This window comes from Mumia zhuanghuii (assembly GCF_042681565.1).
Taxonomy (GTDB): domain Bacteria; phylum Actinomycetota; class Actinomycetes; order Propionibacteriales; family Nocardioidaceae; genus Mumia.
Genome location: NZ_JBHUFT010000008.1, coordinates 2,160,559 through 2,175,152 on the forward strand (window position 1 = coordinate 2,160,559; position 14,594 = coordinate 2,175,152).

Genomic DNA, 14,594 nt, shown 5'->3' on the forward strand with positions numbered 1-14,594 from the left:
GCGCGCGGGCACGTAGTCTCTCGCCGTGGAACGCCAGATCACGCTCGCCCCCGAGCCTGGGCGGAGCCATGCGTTCACTCTCCGCGTGGGCGGGGCCGACCAGTCGCACGTCGACCTGGCAGACCCGACCCGGCTCGTGTTCGAGTACGTCCAGCGGATCGCTGACACGCTCGACCTCCTGCGCTCCGCCCCGGACCGGATCAGCGTCGTCCACGTCGGCGGTGCCGGGCTGACCCTGCCCCGGTACGTCGCCGCGACCCGCCCCCGCTCGGCGCAGGTCGTCCTCGAGCCCGACGCAGACCTCACCTCGTACGTCCGCGAGCACCTCCCGCTGCCCAGCCGCAGCGGGATCAAGGTGCGGCCCATCGGGGGGCGTGAAGGGCTCGCGGAACTGCGCGACTCGTATGCCGACGTGGTCGTGCTCGACGCCTTCGACGGGCCTGTCGTCCCGGCCGAGCTGACGACGGCCGAGGCGTTCGCCGAGGTCGCGCGGGTGCTGCGACCCGACGGTGTGCTGCTCGCGAACGTGGCAGACCGAGGGCCGTTCCGGTACGCCCGTCGGGTGCTGGCGGCGGTTCGCACGACGTTCGGCGAGGTCGTCGTGAGCGCGGAGCCAGCGACGCTCAAGGGGCGACGCTTCGGGAACGTCCTGCTGGTCGCGAGCCGGGTGCCGCTGCCGGTGGAGGGCATGGCGCGGCGTGCGGCCTCGTCGGCGTTCCCCTACCGCGTGCTCGCGGGGGCAGAGCGCGACAGCATCCTCGGCGGCGGAGTCCCATTCACGGACGCCGACGCGGAGCCATCGCCCGGCCCACCCGGTGGGGCGACCTACTTCTCGTGAGCGCCCTTCCGTGTGACCGGGGTTACTAAGGACATCCTTCGTTGAATGCGCACGAGCAATAAGGGCACACTGGTGTTGTGAAATCCGCACGGGAGCTCTCTGACGAGTCGCCGACTCGTGAGCGCGTGGTGCGCAGCATCATGCACGAGGGCCCGTCCACAGCCGCCCAGCTAGCCGAGCGGCTCGAGCTGACACCTGCCGCCGTTCGCCGCCATCTCGATGCCCTCCTCGACGAGGAGATGATCGAGGTCGCCGCCGAGCGTCCGCTCTCGCAGCGGCGTGGCAGGGGACGGCCGGCCAAGGCCTTCGCCCTCACCGACGAGGGCCGCGAGGCGTTCGAGCAGGACTACGACGACCTGGCGGTCAGTGCGCTGCGGTTTGTCGCCGATACGCTCGGCGAGGACGCGGTGAAGGAGTTCGCCAGGCGGCGCAGCCAGGAGTTCGAGCGTCGTCTGCTGCCCTTGCTTGAGGACACCACGCCCGAGCAGCGACCCGAGGTCCTGGCCGAGGCGCTGGCCGAGGACGGTTATGCCGCCACCGTGCGGCAGGCACCCGGAGGCACCCAGGTGTGCCAGCACCACTGCCCGGTCGCCCACGTGGCGGCCGCGTTCCCCGAGCTCTGCGAAGCGGAAACGGAAGCGTTCGCCCGGATGTTGGGACATCACGTGCAGCGTCTCGCCACCATCGCCCACGGCGACGGTGTGTGCACCACGTACGTGCCCGACACTCCCGCCACGCTTTCGAGCACTGCCTTCATGACCGACGAGAGGACCACCCGATGACCACCACCCCGGACACCGGCGTCAGCGCCGTGCCCAACGCCATCGAGCAAGCCAATCCCGAGCTCGAGGGCCTCGGCCGGTACGACTTCGGCTGGGCCGATCCCGACATCGCGGGAGCGAGCGCCAAGCGGGGTCTCAACGAGGACGTCGTCCGCGACATCTCCTCGCGCAAGGACGAGCCCCAGTGGATGCTCGACCTGCGGATGAAGGGCCTCAAGCTCTTCGGCCGCAAGCCGATGCCGACGTGGGGCGCCGACCTGGGCGGCATCGACTTCGACAACATCAAGTACTTCGTCCGCTCCACCGAGAAGCAGGCGACCTCCTGGGAGGAGCTCCCGGAGGACATCAAGAACACGTATGACCGCCTCGGCATCCCCGAGGCCGAGAAGCAGCGCCTGGTCGCCGGTGTCGCCGCGCAGTACGAGTCCGAGGTTGTCTACCACCAGATCCGCGAGGACCTGGAGGAGCAGGGCGTCATCTTCCTCGACACCGACACGGCGCTCAAGCAGCACCCGGAGCTGTTCCAGGAGTACTTCGCGACCGTGATCCCGGTCGGCGACAACAAGTTCTCCGCGCTCAACTCGGCGGTCTGGTCGGGCGGCTCGTTCATCTACGTGCCCAAGGGGGTCCGCGTCGACATCCCGCTGCAGGCCTACTTCCGGATCAACACCGAGAACATGGGCCAGTTCGAGCGGACGCTGATCATCGTCGACGAGGACGCGTACGTCCACTACGTCGAGGGCTGCACCGCGCCGATCTACAAGACCGACTCGCTGCACTCCGCGGTCGTCGAGATCATCGTCAAGAAGGGCGGCCGCTGCCGCTACACGACGATCCAGAACTGGTCGAACAACGTCTACAACCTGGTCACCAAGCGCGCCACCTGCGAGGAGGGCGCCCAGATGGAGTGGGTCGACGGCAACATCGGCTCCAAGGTGACCATGAAGTACCCGGCGATCTACCTGATGGGCGAGCACGCCCGCGGCGAGACGCTGTCGCTGGCCTTCGCCGGCGAGGGCCAGCACCAGGACTCCGGCGCCAAGATGGTCCACGCCGCGCCGCACACGTCGAGCTCGATCATCTCCAAGTCGGTCGCGCGCGGCGGTGGCCGTGCGTCGTACCGTGGCCTGCTCCAGGTCCAGGAGGGCGCCGAGCACTCCGCCTCCACCGTCAAGTGCGACGCGCTGCTCGTCGACGACATCAGCCGCTCCGACACCTACCCGTACGTCGACGTCCGTGAGGACGACGTGTCGCTCGGCCACGAGGCCACGGTCTCCAAGGTCAGCGACGACCAGCTCTTCTACCTGATGAGCCGCGGGATGGAGGAGGACGAGGCGATGGCGATGATCGTGCGTGGCTTCGTCGAGCCCATCGCGCGCGAGCTCCCGATGGAGTACGCGCTCGAGCTCAACCGTCTGATCGAACTGCAAATGGAAGGTGCCGTCGGGTGACCGCCCCCACCACTACTACAACGTCTGCTGGCCCTCTCGCCGGCCCGGTCGAGACCAGGGTCGTCAGCCACCTGCACCCGGAGGGGTCGTTCGACCCTGCCGACCACGAGGTGCCCAGGGGGCTCGAGGAGATCTGGCGCTTCACCCCGCTGAAGCGCCTGCGTGACCTCCACAAGGACGCGCCGCTGGACGGCCACGACTACGAGGTCTCGATCGACGCCGCGCCCGAGGTGCGGGCTGAGTCGGTCGACATCGACGACCCCGTACGCGGCTCGTCGACGTACAAGCCCGTCGACCGGATCTCGGCGCGCGCCTGGGAGGCGTCGGACCGTCTGTTCAAGGTGACCGTCCCCGCCGAGGCCGTCGCGTCGCAGCCCACCTGGGTCACGTTCCGCGGTACGGGCTCGGAGAAGGCGGGCGCCGGCCACGTCGTCATCACGGCCGAGGCGTTCTCGAAGGCCACGGTCGTCATCGACTACGTCGGCTCGGCGACCTGGGCCGAGAACGTCGAGATCGTCCTCGGCGACGGCGCCCAGCTGACTGTCGTCGCAGTCCAGGACTGGGACGACGACGCCGTGCACGTGTCGCACCACCACGCGCACGTCGGCCGCGACGCGAGCCTCAAGCACGTGCTCGTCAGCTTCGGCGGCGACCTCGTGCGCATCAACGCGTCGGTCGAGTACGCCGGCACCGGCGGTGACGTCGAGATGCTCGGCCTCTACTTCGCCGACGCCGGTCAGCACCTCGAGCACCGCCTCTTCGTCGACCACAACAACCCCAAGGGGCGCAGCAAGGTCGAGTACAAGGGCGCGCTCCAGGGCAAGGACGCCCACACCGTGTGGATCGGCGACGTGCTGATCCGCAAGGAGGGCGTCGGCATCGACACGTACGAGAGCAACGACAACCTCGTCCTCACCGACGGGGCACGTGCCGACTCGGTGCCGAACCTGGAGATCGAGACCGGCGAGATCGAGGGCGCAGGTCACGCGTCGACGACCGGCCGGTTCGACGACCTGCACCTGTTCTACCTGCAGAGCCGCGGCATCCCGGAGGTTGAGGCGCGCCGCCTCGTCGTGCACGGCTTCTTCAACGACGTGATCCGCCGTACCGGCGTCCCGGAGATCCAGGACCGTCTGCTGCAGACCGTCGAGGCCGAGCTCGCCAAGCACGTCGGTGTCGCCGACGTGGTGGCGGCCACGGAGGCCTGAGCCATGAGCGGGTTCGCGTACGCGGCACAGTTCGCCGACGTCCCTGACGGGGGAGTGCTGGCGGTCGAGGTCGAGGGCCTCGACGTCGCGCTCGTCCGTTGCGGCGAGGAGGTCTTCGCCGTCCGTGACGAGTGCTCGCACGCGGCGGTGCCGCTGTCGGAGGGCGACGTGGAGGACTGCACCCTCGAGTGCTGGCTCCACGGCTCGCGCTTCGACGTCCGCACCGGCGAGGTCCTCAACCTGCCGGCGACCGAGCCAGTGCCGGTCTATCCCTGCAAGGTCACCGAGGACGCGACCGTCCTCGTCGACGTGACCAGCCCCAGCATCTGATCCTCAAGAAATTTACGGAGTCACCACACATGTCCACTCTCGAGATCCACGACCTGCACGTCTCGGTGGCCACCGAGGACGGCGCCAAGGAGATCCTCAAGGGCGTCGACCTGACCGTGAAGTCGGGCGAGACGCACGCGATCATGGGCCCGAACGGCTCGGGCAAGTCCACGCTCGCCTACTCCATCGCCGGCCACCCCAAGTACAAGATCACCTCCGGCTCGGTGGCCCTCGACGGCCTCGACATCCTCGACATGACCGTCGACGAGCGTGCCCGTGCGGGCCTGTTCCTCGCCATGCAGTACCCGGTCGAGATCCCGGGCGTCTCGGTCGCAAACTTCCTGCGCGCCGCCAAGACCGCCCTCGATGGCGAGGCGCCGTCGCTGCGCAGCTGGGTCAAGGACGTCAACGGTGTCCTGGAGCGCATGACGCTGGACAAGACCTTCAGCCAGCGCTCGGTCAACGAGGGCTTCTCCGGCGGCGAGAAGAAGCGCCACGAGATCGCCCAGCTCGAGCTGCTCAACCCGAAGTTCGCGATCCTCGACGAGACCGACTCCGGGCTCGACATCGACGCACTGCGCATCGTGTCCGAGGGCGTCAACCGCTTCTCGGCGCAGGGTGATCGCGGCGTGCTGCTGATCACGCACTACACGCGCATCCTCCGCTACATCAAGCCGGACTTCGTGCACGTGTTCGTCAACGGCAAGGTCGCCGAGAGCGGCGGTGCGGGGCTGGCCGAGGAGCTCGAGGCCAACGGCTACGACAAGTACACCAAGGCCGCAGCCTGATGAGTGCCGCCGGCGGTTACGACGTCGAGAAGGTTCGAGAGGACTTCCCGATCCTGAGCCGCACCATGGCCGGAGACCGCCCGCTGGTCTACCTCGACAGCGCGAACACGTCGCAGAAGCCGACCGCGGTCATCGAGACGATCGCCGAGCACTACCGCCGGCACAACGCCAACGTCGCGCGCGCCATGCACCAGCTCGGCGCCGAGGCCACCGAGGCGTTCGAGGGCGCGCGCGACAAGGTCGCCGCGTTCGTCCATGCTCCGTCGCGTGACGAGATCGTGTTCACCAAGAACGCGTCCGAGGCGCTCAACCTGGTCGCCAACGCCTCTCGCAACGCCGTGGGCGACCTCGAGATCCGTCCGGGTGACGAGATCGTGACGACCGAGCTCGAGCACCACTCCAACATCGTCCCGTGGCAGCTGCTCGCGCAGCGTACGGGCGCAACGTTGCGGTGGTTCGGTCTGACCGACGAGGGCCGGCTCGACCTGTCGAACCTCGACGAGCTCGTCAATGAGCGCACGCGGATCGTCACGGTCGCGTGGGTGTCCAACATGCTGGGGTCGGTCAGCCCGCTCGACGCGATCATCGCGCGGGCGCACGCTGTCGGCGCGATCGTCGTGGTCGACGCCTCGCAGGCCGTGCCGCAGATGCCGGTGGACTTCTCTGCGCTCGGTGCCGATGTCGTGGTCTTCACCGGTCACAAGATGGTGGGCCCGACCGGGATCGGCGTGCTCTGGGGGCGCAAGGCGCTGCTCGAAGAGCTCCCGCCGTTCCTCGGGGGCGGCGAGATGATCGAGACCGTGACGATGGAGCGCTCGACGTACGCGCCGCCGCCGGCGAAGTTCGAGGCCGGCACGCCGCCGATCGTCCAGGCGATCGGGCTCGGCGCTGCCGCCGACTACCTCACGGCGCTCGGCATGGACAACGTCGCGGCTCACGAGCGGGAGATCACCGCGTACGCCCTCAAGCGGCTCGGTGAGGTCGACGGTCTCACCATCGTGGGGCCGAGCGAGGCAGTCGAGCGCGGGGGAGCGGTGAGCTTCACCCTCGACGGCGTCCACCCGCACGACGTGTCGCAGCTGCTCGACTCGTACGGCATCGCCGTGCGCGCCGGCCACCACTGCGCGAAGCCGGCGCACCAGCGCTTCGGGGTGCAGTCGACGACGCGCGCGTCGTTCTACCTCTACACGACGCCGGCGGAGATCGACGCGCTCGTCGAGGGAATCGAACGCACCCAAAAGTACTTCAAGGTGGTGTGACGAGCGTGGATGTCGACTCCCTGTATCAAGAGATCATCCTGGACCACTACAAGAAGCCTCACGGTGCGGGTCTGCGTGACCCGTACGAGGCCGAGGTCCACCACGTCAACCCGACGTGCGGCGACGAGATCACGCTGCGGGTGCACCTCGAGGGCGACAGGGTCGCCGACGTGTCGTACGACGCTGAGGGCTGCTCGATCAGCCAGGCGTCCGCGTCGGTGCTCAACGACCTCGTCGTCGGCAAGTCGGTGACCGAAGGCATGGCGCTGCTGGACGAGTTCCAGACCCTCATGCAGGGGCGCGGACAGGTCGAGCCCGACGAGGACGTGCTCGAGGACGGCATCGCGTTTGCCGGGGTGGCGCAGTTCCCCGCCCGGGTGAAGTGTGCGCTGCTGTCGTGGATGGCGTGGAAGGACGCGACGGCCCAGGCCGTCGCCAACGAGAGCGAGGAAGGCCGATGAGCGAGACTGCACCGGACCAGACCACGGACGACCTCCCCGAGGTTGACCTGAGGCCGGCGGGAAGCGTCACGACGGCTGAGGATGTCAACGAGGCGATGAAGGACGTCGTCGATCCCGAGCTCGGGATCAACGTCGTCGACCTGGGGCTCGTCTACGAGGTCGAGGTCGACCCCGCCAACAACGCGACGATCGACATGACGCTCACTTCGGCGGCGTGCCCGCTGACCGACGTCATCGAGGACCAGACGCGTCAGGCGCTCGAGGGCATCGTCAACGACTTCCGGATCAACTGGGTCTGGATGCCGCCGTGGGGTCCCGACAAGATCACCGACGACGGCCGCGAGATGCTGCGCGCCCTCGGGTTCAACGTCTGAGGTGGTCTCGACTGGCTCGACCGGCGGGGTGTCCGGTGGTTGAGCCTGTCGAAACCCGGACCGTCCTCGTCCCGCACGAGCGGCTCCCTGGCTGGGTGGAGCGCTTCTCCACCCGGCACGGGGAGCCGTTGGTCGTGCGTGAGGGTTCCCGCGCGATCCTGCACGCACCCGACGGCGCCGAGGCCTCGTACGAGGACGTGGACCCGCCGGCCGACTTCGGGATCGTCCTCGTCCGCCGCGGCGGCTATGCGATCGGTCGCGTCGAGGGTGGTGTCCTCGTTGCCCACAAGACGGGCACCCGGTACGTCCAGGGGAAGACGAAGGCCGGCGGCTGGAGCCAGCAGCGCTACGCCCGCCGCAGGGCCAACCAGGCCGACGCGCTCGCCGACGCCGCCTCCGAGGTCGTGGCGCGTCTTCTTCCCGATGCCGGACAGGTGTTCGGCGGCGGCGACAAGGCGCTGGTCGCTCAGGTGCTGGCGGCGCGTGAGGCAGGCCGGGAGCTGACGCTCGAGCCGCGGTGGCTGGACGTGAAGGAGCCTCGGCTCGTGGCCCTGCAGGCCGCGGTCACCGGCGCGCGGGCGTACGAGGTTCGGCTGAACCTGCTGGCGTGACCGACGCCCCGCCAGCAGTCTCCTGCCGACGCGGTGAGGGGGAGTTCGGCGTGGACCGCGCTACCACTATCTTGTTGGCGTGACTTCCCCCGTACGCGTGGGCAGGCGCCTGTCCGCCGCCTGCGTCGTCCTCCTCGCGCTCTCGGTCAGCGCGTGCTCCTCCGACGAGGCGCCGGCGAGCCCGTCCTCGGCAACACCGACGGCGACCGCGACCACGGCCGACGAGAGTGCCGCGGTGTCGGCGGCCGTCACCCGCTACTGGAACGCGTTCATCGTGTCCCAGACCGAGCCGTCGAACGATCCCGCGCTGTTCGAAGGGATCGCCAAGGGCGCGTTCGTGGAACGCAACCTGACGACCGCCGGCGACTACAAGGAACGCGGCTTCCGGCGGGTGGGGCGCCCGGTGATCGGCGAGCCCGAGGTCGCGATGAAGAAGAGCGGCGCGCGAGCGGTCGTCTGCTGGGACGAGAGCGGGTGGGGCGCGGAGCAGGACGGCGAGGCGGTCTCGCCGCCGCCCACGACGCCGGTCTCGATCGCGATGACGTTGAAGAGGGACACCGAGGGCTGGTACGTCGTCGGCGTCGAGCGAAGGGGTGAGCGGGGCGCATGCTGAGGCACGTGGTGAGGATGGGGGCGCGGCTTGCCGTGGCGACCGCGACGATCGGCGCCGTCCTGATGGCGGCTCCAGCGGCGCAGGCCGACCCGGAGTGCGACTGGGTGGCCGGAGACGACGGCGTCCTGGTTTGTGTCGACCCCGGGACCCCGGGCGGGCCCGGCGACGACGGGGGGAACGACGGGGGCGACGACATCGTCGAGCCTCAATGCGATCTCTCCGGTTCGCTCTACAACGACTACTGCGACGGCGACGCGCGCTGCTTCCGCAACGATCCGGCCGCGCTCCAGGAGCCCGAGGACAACGGGCTCGATCCGTCTGAGAAGCCCGACCCGGATGCTCACGCCATCTACTGGGAGTGCGAGCGTCCCGACGGCACGACGTACGAGCGCTACTTCTGGTCGGGCGCCGAGCCCACCCCTCCGCCGCTCGGCGAGCGCGCGCGGCGTGCGATCGCCCGGATCCCGCTCCCCGACTTCACCCCGACCTTCAACCCGCCTGGCCGGACGTTCGTCAGCCTCGACACGTGGTGGTGGGCAGCGGGGGCCACCCGCAGGGCGATCAGTGGCGAGGCCCTCGGCGTCGTCGCCGTCGCGCGGCCCGACCACATGGAGGTCGACCCGGGTGACAGCACCGGAGCGAAGCGGTGCCCCTTCAGGGTCAGGCGGTCGGATGCGTGCGTCCACGCGTACGCCAAGTCGTCCCTCGGCGGGACGTTCACCGCTCGGATGCGGTTGGTCTACACACTGGAGTTCCGTCTCGGGAACCAGGTGCGTGACATCCCAGGTGCGCCGTCACAGCTGGAGACCGAGTGGGCGAACCAGACGATCCCGGTACGGGAGTCGCAGGCAATCGTCGCGCCCCACTGACCCGTCCACGAGGCGACCAGAGATTTCTTGTGTGACCCGCGTTGCACCTAGACTGCTCTGGTCCACGTCAACGATCTCGGGACCGTCGTCGCTCCCGTACGCCTGACCCCGGCAGCCCATCACGAGGAGACACTGCGTCATGGCGGAGTCCACCCGAACTTCTGGCGTGTCCGTCCACGACCGGCAGCGAGAGCGTGCCGCGCGAGGCGTCCGCACCCGCCAGTCGCTCGCCGCGGCGAAGTCCGACCGTCCCGCCCCGCCGCGCCGCCGCCGTCCGGCCATGGCCGCGCTCGCTGTGCTGCTGATCGTCGGTGGGGCCGCACTGGCCGGACTTCTCGCGGTCAACCTCGACAGCCGCACCTCCGTGATCGTCGTCAAGCAGGACGTGCCGGCCGGCACGGAGATCACGACCGATCTCCTCAGCACGTCCATGGTCGCGAGCGAAGGCCTCAAGATCGTCCCCGAGGACCAGGTGTCCGAGGTGCTCGGCACGTACGCGCGAGTGCCGATCAGCGAGGGGCAGCTCCTCGACACCACGATGCTCACCACCGGTGAGGTGCTGGCCGACGACACCGCCCGGGTCGGCGTCCAGCTCGTGGGCGGGCGGGCCCCGACCGACCTGCGCTCGGGCGACGAGGTCCGTCTGATCCGCCTCGCCGAAGGCGCAGGTGGCGAGCCCACTCCGCTGGCGACGGCGATCGTGCTGCGCACGTCGACGGCCGAGTCCGGTGGCCTCGTCGACGGAGGTTCGGGTGGCGGCGGTGCGACCTTGATGGTGCCGTCCCGTGCGGCCGACGACGTCGTCGACGCCTCTGCCGGCGAGCGCCTCGGCATCGCACTGATCCGCCGCGGCGTTGCGGTCGACGAGGCCGACCTGTCGGTCCTCGGAGGACCACGATGACGCTCGTCGCCTTCGCCTCGGCCAAGGGATCGCCCGGGGTGACCCAGACGGTCACCGGCCTCGCGAGCGTGTGGCCCGCTGCGCCTGTCGTGGCCGAGCTCGACCCGGTCGGGGGTGACCTCGCCTTCCGGCAGCGCCGCGAGGACGGGGTGCCGCTCGACCGCGAGACCGGGCTCCTCTCGTATGCCGTCGCCGTACGCGGTGGGCGGGCGTCGGCCCTCGCCGATCACCTCCAGCCCACCGACGAGGGCATCGACGCCCTCGTTGGCGTGAGTGCTCCCGGGCAGGTCCAGGGCCTCGGTCTCGCCTGGCCGCACGTGGCTGCCGGTCTGCTGGCAGAGGCGCGCCCCGTGCTCGCCGACTGCGGCCGACTGACGCCCGGGTCCCCGATCGCGCCGGTCGTCGAGCAATCTTCTGCGCTCGTGCTCGTCGCGAGGTCCGACGTCTCCGCGCTCGCCCACCTGCGCGAGCGCCTGCTGTGGCTGCGCGAGCCTCTGCGGATCGGCGGCGTCGACGGCGTTCCGACGGGGGTGCTGCTCGTGGGCGACCCCCGCGACAAGCGCGCGCGTGACGACCTCGCCCGGCTGCTCGCCTCCGCCGGGGTTCCTGTGCCGGTGCTGGGCACCGTCGCGTACGACCCCAAGGTGGTCCAGAACCTGCGCACCTCCTCCGAGCGTGCTGTACGACGCACCCTGTGGCACCGCTCGCTCGTGGACGTCGTGCCCGAGGTCCACGCGCTCGTGGCGTCTCGTGTGCCGTTCTGGTCCGAGGAGGTCGTCTGATGGACCAGCTCGTGCTGAGGCGTCTGCGCGGCGAGGTCGCCGATGCGGTCTCGCGCCAGCGTCGCGAGGACGCCGACTCGGGCCTGCCGCCGATGACCAGCGAGGACGAGCGCCAGTACGCGCGCGCCGTCATCGCGCGGGTGCTCGAGACCCATGCGCGGTCCGAGATCTCCGCCGGCCGTACCCCGCCGGACACGACCGAGGAGGCCGAGCTCGCCGACGGCATCCACGCCGCTCTGTACGGCGTCGGGCGCCTCCAGCCGCTGCTCGACGACCCGGACGTCGAGAACATCGACATCAACGGCTACGACAGCGTCTTCGTGGGCTACGCCGACGGCGAGGAGCGGATGCTCCCGCCTGTCGCCGACTCGGACGACGAGCTGGTCGAGCTCGTCCAGGTGCTGGCTGCCCACTCCGGGCTGACGAGCCGCCCGTTCGACACCGCCAACCCCCAGCTCGACCTGCGGCTGCCCGACGGCAGCCGCCTGTCGGCCGTCATGGGGGTCACGCAGCGGCCGTCGCTGTCGATCCGCCGCGCGCGCCTGTCACGGGTGTCGCTGGACATGCTGGTCGAGAACGAGACGATGTCTCCCGACCTCGCGAGCTTCCTGTCCGCTGCGGTGGCCGCGCGCAAGAACATCATGATCGCGGGGGCGACCAACGCCGGCAAGACGACGCTGCTGCGCGCGCTGGCCAACGAGATCCCCGCCCACGAGCGGCTGATCACGGTGGAGCGCGCGCTCGAGCTCGGGCTCGACAAGTACCCCGACCTCCACCCCAACGTCGTCGCCTTCGAGGAGCGCCTGCCCAACTCTGAGGGCCGCGGCTACATCGGTATGGCCGACCTCGTACGCCGGTCGCTGCGCATGAACCCGAGCCGCGTCATCGTCGGCGAGGTGCTCGGTGACGAGATCGTCACGATGCTCAACGCGATGAGCCAGGGCAACGACGGCTCGCTCTCGACGATCCACGCCAACTCGTCGATCGAGGTCTTCAACCGCATCTGCACGTACGCGATCCAGTCGGCCGAGCGTCTGCCGGCCGAGGCTGCGATGATGCTCATCGCGGGAGCGATCGACTTCGTCGTGTTCGTGAAGCGACGCAACGACTACGCGACCGGCGGCGGTCTGCGTCGTGTCGTGACGTCGGTCCGCGAGGTCAACGGTGTCGACGGCCGCGTGCTCTCCAGCGAGGTCTTCGCCCTCGGGCGCGACGGGCACGCAGTGCCGGCGGCCGCGGTCAGCTGCATCGACGAGCTCGAGACGGCTGGCTACGTGCCGGGCGTCTACCAGTCTCAGGGGGTGTGATGGCCAGCCAGACGATCATGCTGGTGGTCCTGCTCGGGGCCGTCGTCGGCGCGGGCATCCTCCTGCTCGTCTGGTCACTCACCCCGCAGGAGCCGTCGGGGGTGGCGACCTCGTCGACCCTCCTCACACGCGTGAAGCGCTTCGGTGCCCGGCTGCCGATCGCGCTCGGCGTCGCCCTCGCGCTGCTGGTGCTCACCCGGTGGCCGGTGCTGGCGGCCGCGGGTGCGGCGCTCGTCGTCCTCGCGCCCTACCTCGTCGGGGGAGCGAGCAGCGAGAAGATCGCCATCGCCCGGCTCGACGGCCTGGCCGCGTGGACCGAGTCGTTGCGCGACACGATCGCCGGCGCGGTCGGCCTCGAGCAGGCGATCCCCGCGACCGCGTACGCAGCATCTCCCGCGATCTCGCCGCAGCTCATCGACCTCTCCGACCGGTTGCGCATGCGCACGCCGCTCCCGACGGCGCTCCAGCAGTTTGCGGACGACCTCGACGACAGCAGCGCGGACATGGTGATCGCCGCGCTGATGCTCAACTCGCGCCTGCGCGGACCTGGGCTTCGAGAGGTGCTCACCTCGCTGGCGGAGTCTGCGCGCGAGGAGCTGGAGATGCGTCGCCGGGTGGTCGCCGGCCGCGCCAGCACCCGACGGAGCGTCCAGATCGTCATCGGTATCACCGTCCTGTTCGTCGTCGGGCTCGCGGTGTTCAACCGCGAGTACGTCGCCCCGTACGGCAGCCCGGTCGGCCAGATGGTCCTGCTGATCGTGCTCGGTTTCTTCGCGCTCGGGTTCGTCTGGATGCGGCGTCTCTCCGTGTTCGAGATCCCCGAGCGCTTCTTGCTCACGTCGAGCTCGTCGGGGGATCGCCGATGATCCTCGTTCTGCTCGCAGGCGGCCTCGTCGGCGTCGGCATCCTCGCACTGGTCCGGATGTACGACACAGGCTCCGGCACCGCTGCCGCCGAGCTGGCGCACCTCGATGCGATGAGCCAGCGCTCGCGCGTCCGGACGTCGCTGACGGCCGACCGGCGCCACCAGGCGGAGTCCGCTCGCGTCCGCAAGCTCGGGTCGTCCGTGTCGACGTTCCTCGAGTCGCGCGGCTGGAGCGTCCCGATCAAGGTTCGCGCCGATCTGGCGGTGATGGGGCGCTCGGTCGAGACCCATCTCGGCATGACGGTGCTCGCTGCAGTCGCGGGCTTCTTCGCGCCGGTGATCATCATGATCCCTGCCGCGATGTTCTTCAGTGTCAGCTGGACGATCCCTGTCTGGCTCGCCGTCTTCGGCGCGGTCGGTGGCGCCGTCCTGACGAGCGCGCAGCTCGCGACCGAGGCCGCCGACCGTCGGCGCGACTTCCGCCACGTCGTCAGCGCCTACCTCGATCTCGTCTCGATGAATCTCGCGGGCGGACGCGGTGTCCCCGAGGCGCTGGCGACCGCCGCCGAGCTGAGCGACGGCTGGGCGATGGTCCGGATCCGCGACACGATCGAGTCCTCGCGCCTTCAGGGTGTCACCCCCTGGAACGCGCTCGGCGACCTCGGCACCGAGATGGCCATCGAGGAGCTGCGCGACCTGGCGGCGGCCCTCGCCCTCGTCGCCGAGGACGGTGCGCAGGTGCGCGAGTCGCTTTCGGCGCGTGCGGCGTCCATGCGCCAGCGCGAGCTCGCCGACGCCGAGAGCCGTGCGGCCGAGCGGTCGCAGTCCATGCTCGTCGCTCAACTGCTGCTGTGCGTAGGCTTCCTGCTCTTCCTCATCTATCCTGCCGTGGCCGAGCTCCTCGGCATGTGACCTGTCCCTTCAACCTTCTGGAGTTCCCATGATCAACCCGCTGAGCCCACTGGGGTATCTCCTCACCATCCTGGACGTGCGTTGGCGCAAGGCACGCTCCGAGGAGGGCGCCTCGGCCGTCGAGTGGGTGGTGATCGCGGCCGTCGTGGTCGGCATCTGTATCGCGGTCGGAGGGATCCTCAAGGGAGCCCTCGAGGGCCAGGCGGACAAAATCGGCGACCAGATCGAGAACCCGTAAGACCG

The 14,594-nt window shown here is 69.8% G+C and carries 18 protein-coding genes; all 18 read left to right on the forward strand.

Annotated elements, in window-relative coordinates; genetic code table 11:
- The first annotated feature begins 25 nt into the window (after positions 1 to 25).
- The 18 genes from ACFSDF_RS18825 (at position 26) to ACFSDF_RS18910 (ending at position 14,589) form a co-directional block, all read left to right on the forward strand.
- Positions 26 to 838, forward strand: coding sequence for a spermidine synthase (locus ACFSDF_RS18825; RefSeq protein WP_243842942.1), 813 nt, complete (start codon positions 26 to 28; stop codon positions 836 to 838).
- 77 nt (positions 839 to 915) lie between these two features.
- Positions 916 to 1,620, forward strand: coding sequence for a helix-turn-helix transcriptional regulator (locus ACFSDF_RS18830; protein ID WP_208322337.1), 705 nt, complete (start codon positions 916 to 918; stop codon positions 1,618 to 1,620).
- Complete coding sequence (gene sufB / locus ACFSDF_RS18835) at positions 1,617 to 3,071, forward strand: Fe-S cluster assembly protein SufB (protein ID WP_167002964.1); 1,455 nt, start codon at positions 1,617 to 1,619, stop codon at positions 3,069 to 3,071. The genes ACFSDF_RS18830 and sufB overlap by 4 nt, the downstream gene beginning before the upstream one ends.
- Positions 3,068 to 4,279, forward strand: a complete 1,212-nt coding sequence (gene sufD / locus ACFSDF_RS18840) for a Fe-S cluster assembly protein SufD (protein ID WP_208322336.1) — start codon at positions 3,068 to 3,070, stop codon at positions 4,277 to 4,279. Before sufB ends, sufD begins: the two co-directional genes overlap by 4 nt.
- Before the next feature lie 3 nt (positions 4,280 to 4,282).
- A complete protein-coding gene (locus ACFSDF_RS18845; protein ID WP_167002962.1) occupies positions 4,283 to 4,609 on the forward strand; it encodes a non-heme iron oxygenase ferredoxin subunit in 327 nt (108 codons plus the stop codon).
- Positions 4,610 to 4,638: 29 nt separating this feature from the next.
- Positions 4,639 to 5,397: a Fe-S cluster assembly ATPase SufC gene (gene sufC / locus ACFSDF_RS18850; RefSeq protein WP_167002960.1), complete on the forward strand. Its 759-nt coding sequence runs from the start codon at positions 4,639 to 4,641 to the stop codon at positions 5,395 to 5,397.
- Positions 5,397 to 6,656 carry a cysteine desulfurase gene (locus tag ACFSDF_RS18855; RefSeq protein WP_377158696.1) on the forward strand — a complete coding sequence of 420 codons (1,260 nt, stop codon included), beginning with the start codon at positions 5,397 to 5,399 and terminating at the stop codon, positions 6,654 to 6,656. Before sufC ends, ACFSDF_RS18855 begins: the two co-directional genes overlap by 1 nt.
- Positions 6,657 to 6,661: 5 nt before the next feature.
- Positions 6,662 to 7,117: a Fe-S cluster assembly sulfur transfer protein SufU gene (sufU, locus tag ACFSDF_RS18860; RefSeq protein ID WP_167002956.1), complete on the forward strand. Its 456-nt coding sequence runs from the start codon at positions 6,662 to 6,664 to the stop codon at positions 7,115 to 7,117.
- On the forward strand, positions 7,114 to 7,491 hold the full coding sequence (locus ACFSDF_RS18865; RefSeq protein WP_167002954.1) for a metal-sulfur cluster assembly factor: 378 nt from the start codon (positions 7,114 to 7,116) through the stop codon (positions 7,489 to 7,491). Before sufU ends, ACFSDF_RS18865 begins: the two co-directional genes overlap by 4 nt.
- A gap of 35 nt (positions 7,492 to 7,526) precedes the next feature.
- Entirely contained in the window at positions 7,527 to 8,102 is a 576-nt protein-coding gene (locus ACFSDF_RS18870; protein WP_377158699.1) for an acVLRF1 family peptidyl-tRNA hydrolase, read from the forward strand.
- A gap of 79 nt (positions 8,103 to 8,181) precedes the next feature.
- Positions 8,182 to 8,715: a hypothetical protein gene (locus ACFSDF_RS18875; RefSeq protein WP_377158701.1), complete on the forward strand. Its 534-nt coding sequence runs from the start codon at positions 8,182 to 8,184 to the stop codon at positions 8,713 to 8,715.
- On the forward strand, positions 8,709 to 9,584 hold the full coding sequence (locus ACFSDF_RS18880) for a hypothetical protein (RefSeq protein WP_167002948.1): 876 nt from the start codon (positions 8,709 to 8,711) through the stop codon (positions 9,582 to 9,584). The genes ACFSDF_RS18875 and ACFSDF_RS18880 overlap by 7 nt, the downstream gene beginning before the upstream one ends.
- A 139-nt stretch (positions 9,585 to 9,723) precedes the next feature.
- On the forward strand, positions 9,724 to 10,485 hold the full coding sequence (locus ACFSDF_RS18885) for an SAF domain-containing protein (RefSeq protein WP_167002946.1): 762 nt from the start codon (positions 9,724 to 9,726) through the stop codon (positions 10,483 to 10,485).
- On the forward strand, positions 10,482 to 11,267 hold the full coding sequence (locus ACFSDF_RS18890; RefSeq protein WP_167002944.1) for a hypothetical protein: 786 nt from the start codon (positions 10,482 to 10,484) through the stop codon (positions 11,265 to 11,267). Before ACFSDF_RS18885 ends, ACFSDF_RS18890 begins: the two co-directional genes overlap by 4 nt.
- A complete protein-coding gene (locus ACFSDF_RS18895) occupies positions 11,267 to 12,574 on the forward strand; it encodes a CpaF family protein (protein WP_167002942.1) in 1,308 nt (435 codons plus the stop codon). Before ACFSDF_RS18890 ends, ACFSDF_RS18895 begins: the two co-directional genes overlap by 1 nt.
- Complete coding sequence (locus ACFSDF_RS18900) at positions 12,574 to 13,440, forward strand: type II secretion system F family protein (protein ID WP_167002940.1); 867 nt, start codon at positions 12,574 to 12,576, stop codon at positions 13,438 to 13,440. The genes ACFSDF_RS18895 and ACFSDF_RS18900 overlap by 1 nt, the downstream gene beginning before the upstream one ends.
- Positions 13,437 to 14,351, forward strand: a complete 915-nt coding sequence (locus ACFSDF_RS18905; RefSeq protein WP_167250859.1) for a type II secretion system F family protein — start codon at positions 13,437 to 13,439, stop codon at positions 14,349 to 14,351. Before ACFSDF_RS18900 ends, ACFSDF_RS18905 begins: the two co-directional genes overlap by 4 nt.
- Positions 14,352 to 14,379: 28 nt before the next feature.
- Positions 14,380 to 14,589 (forward strand): hypothetical protein, encoded by a 210-nt coding sequence (locus tag ACFSDF_RS18910; RefSeq protein ID WP_167002936.1) that lies wholly within the window; start codon positions 14,380 to 14,382, stop codon positions 14,587 to 14,589.
- Positions 14,590 to 14,594 lie beyond the last annotated feature (5 nt).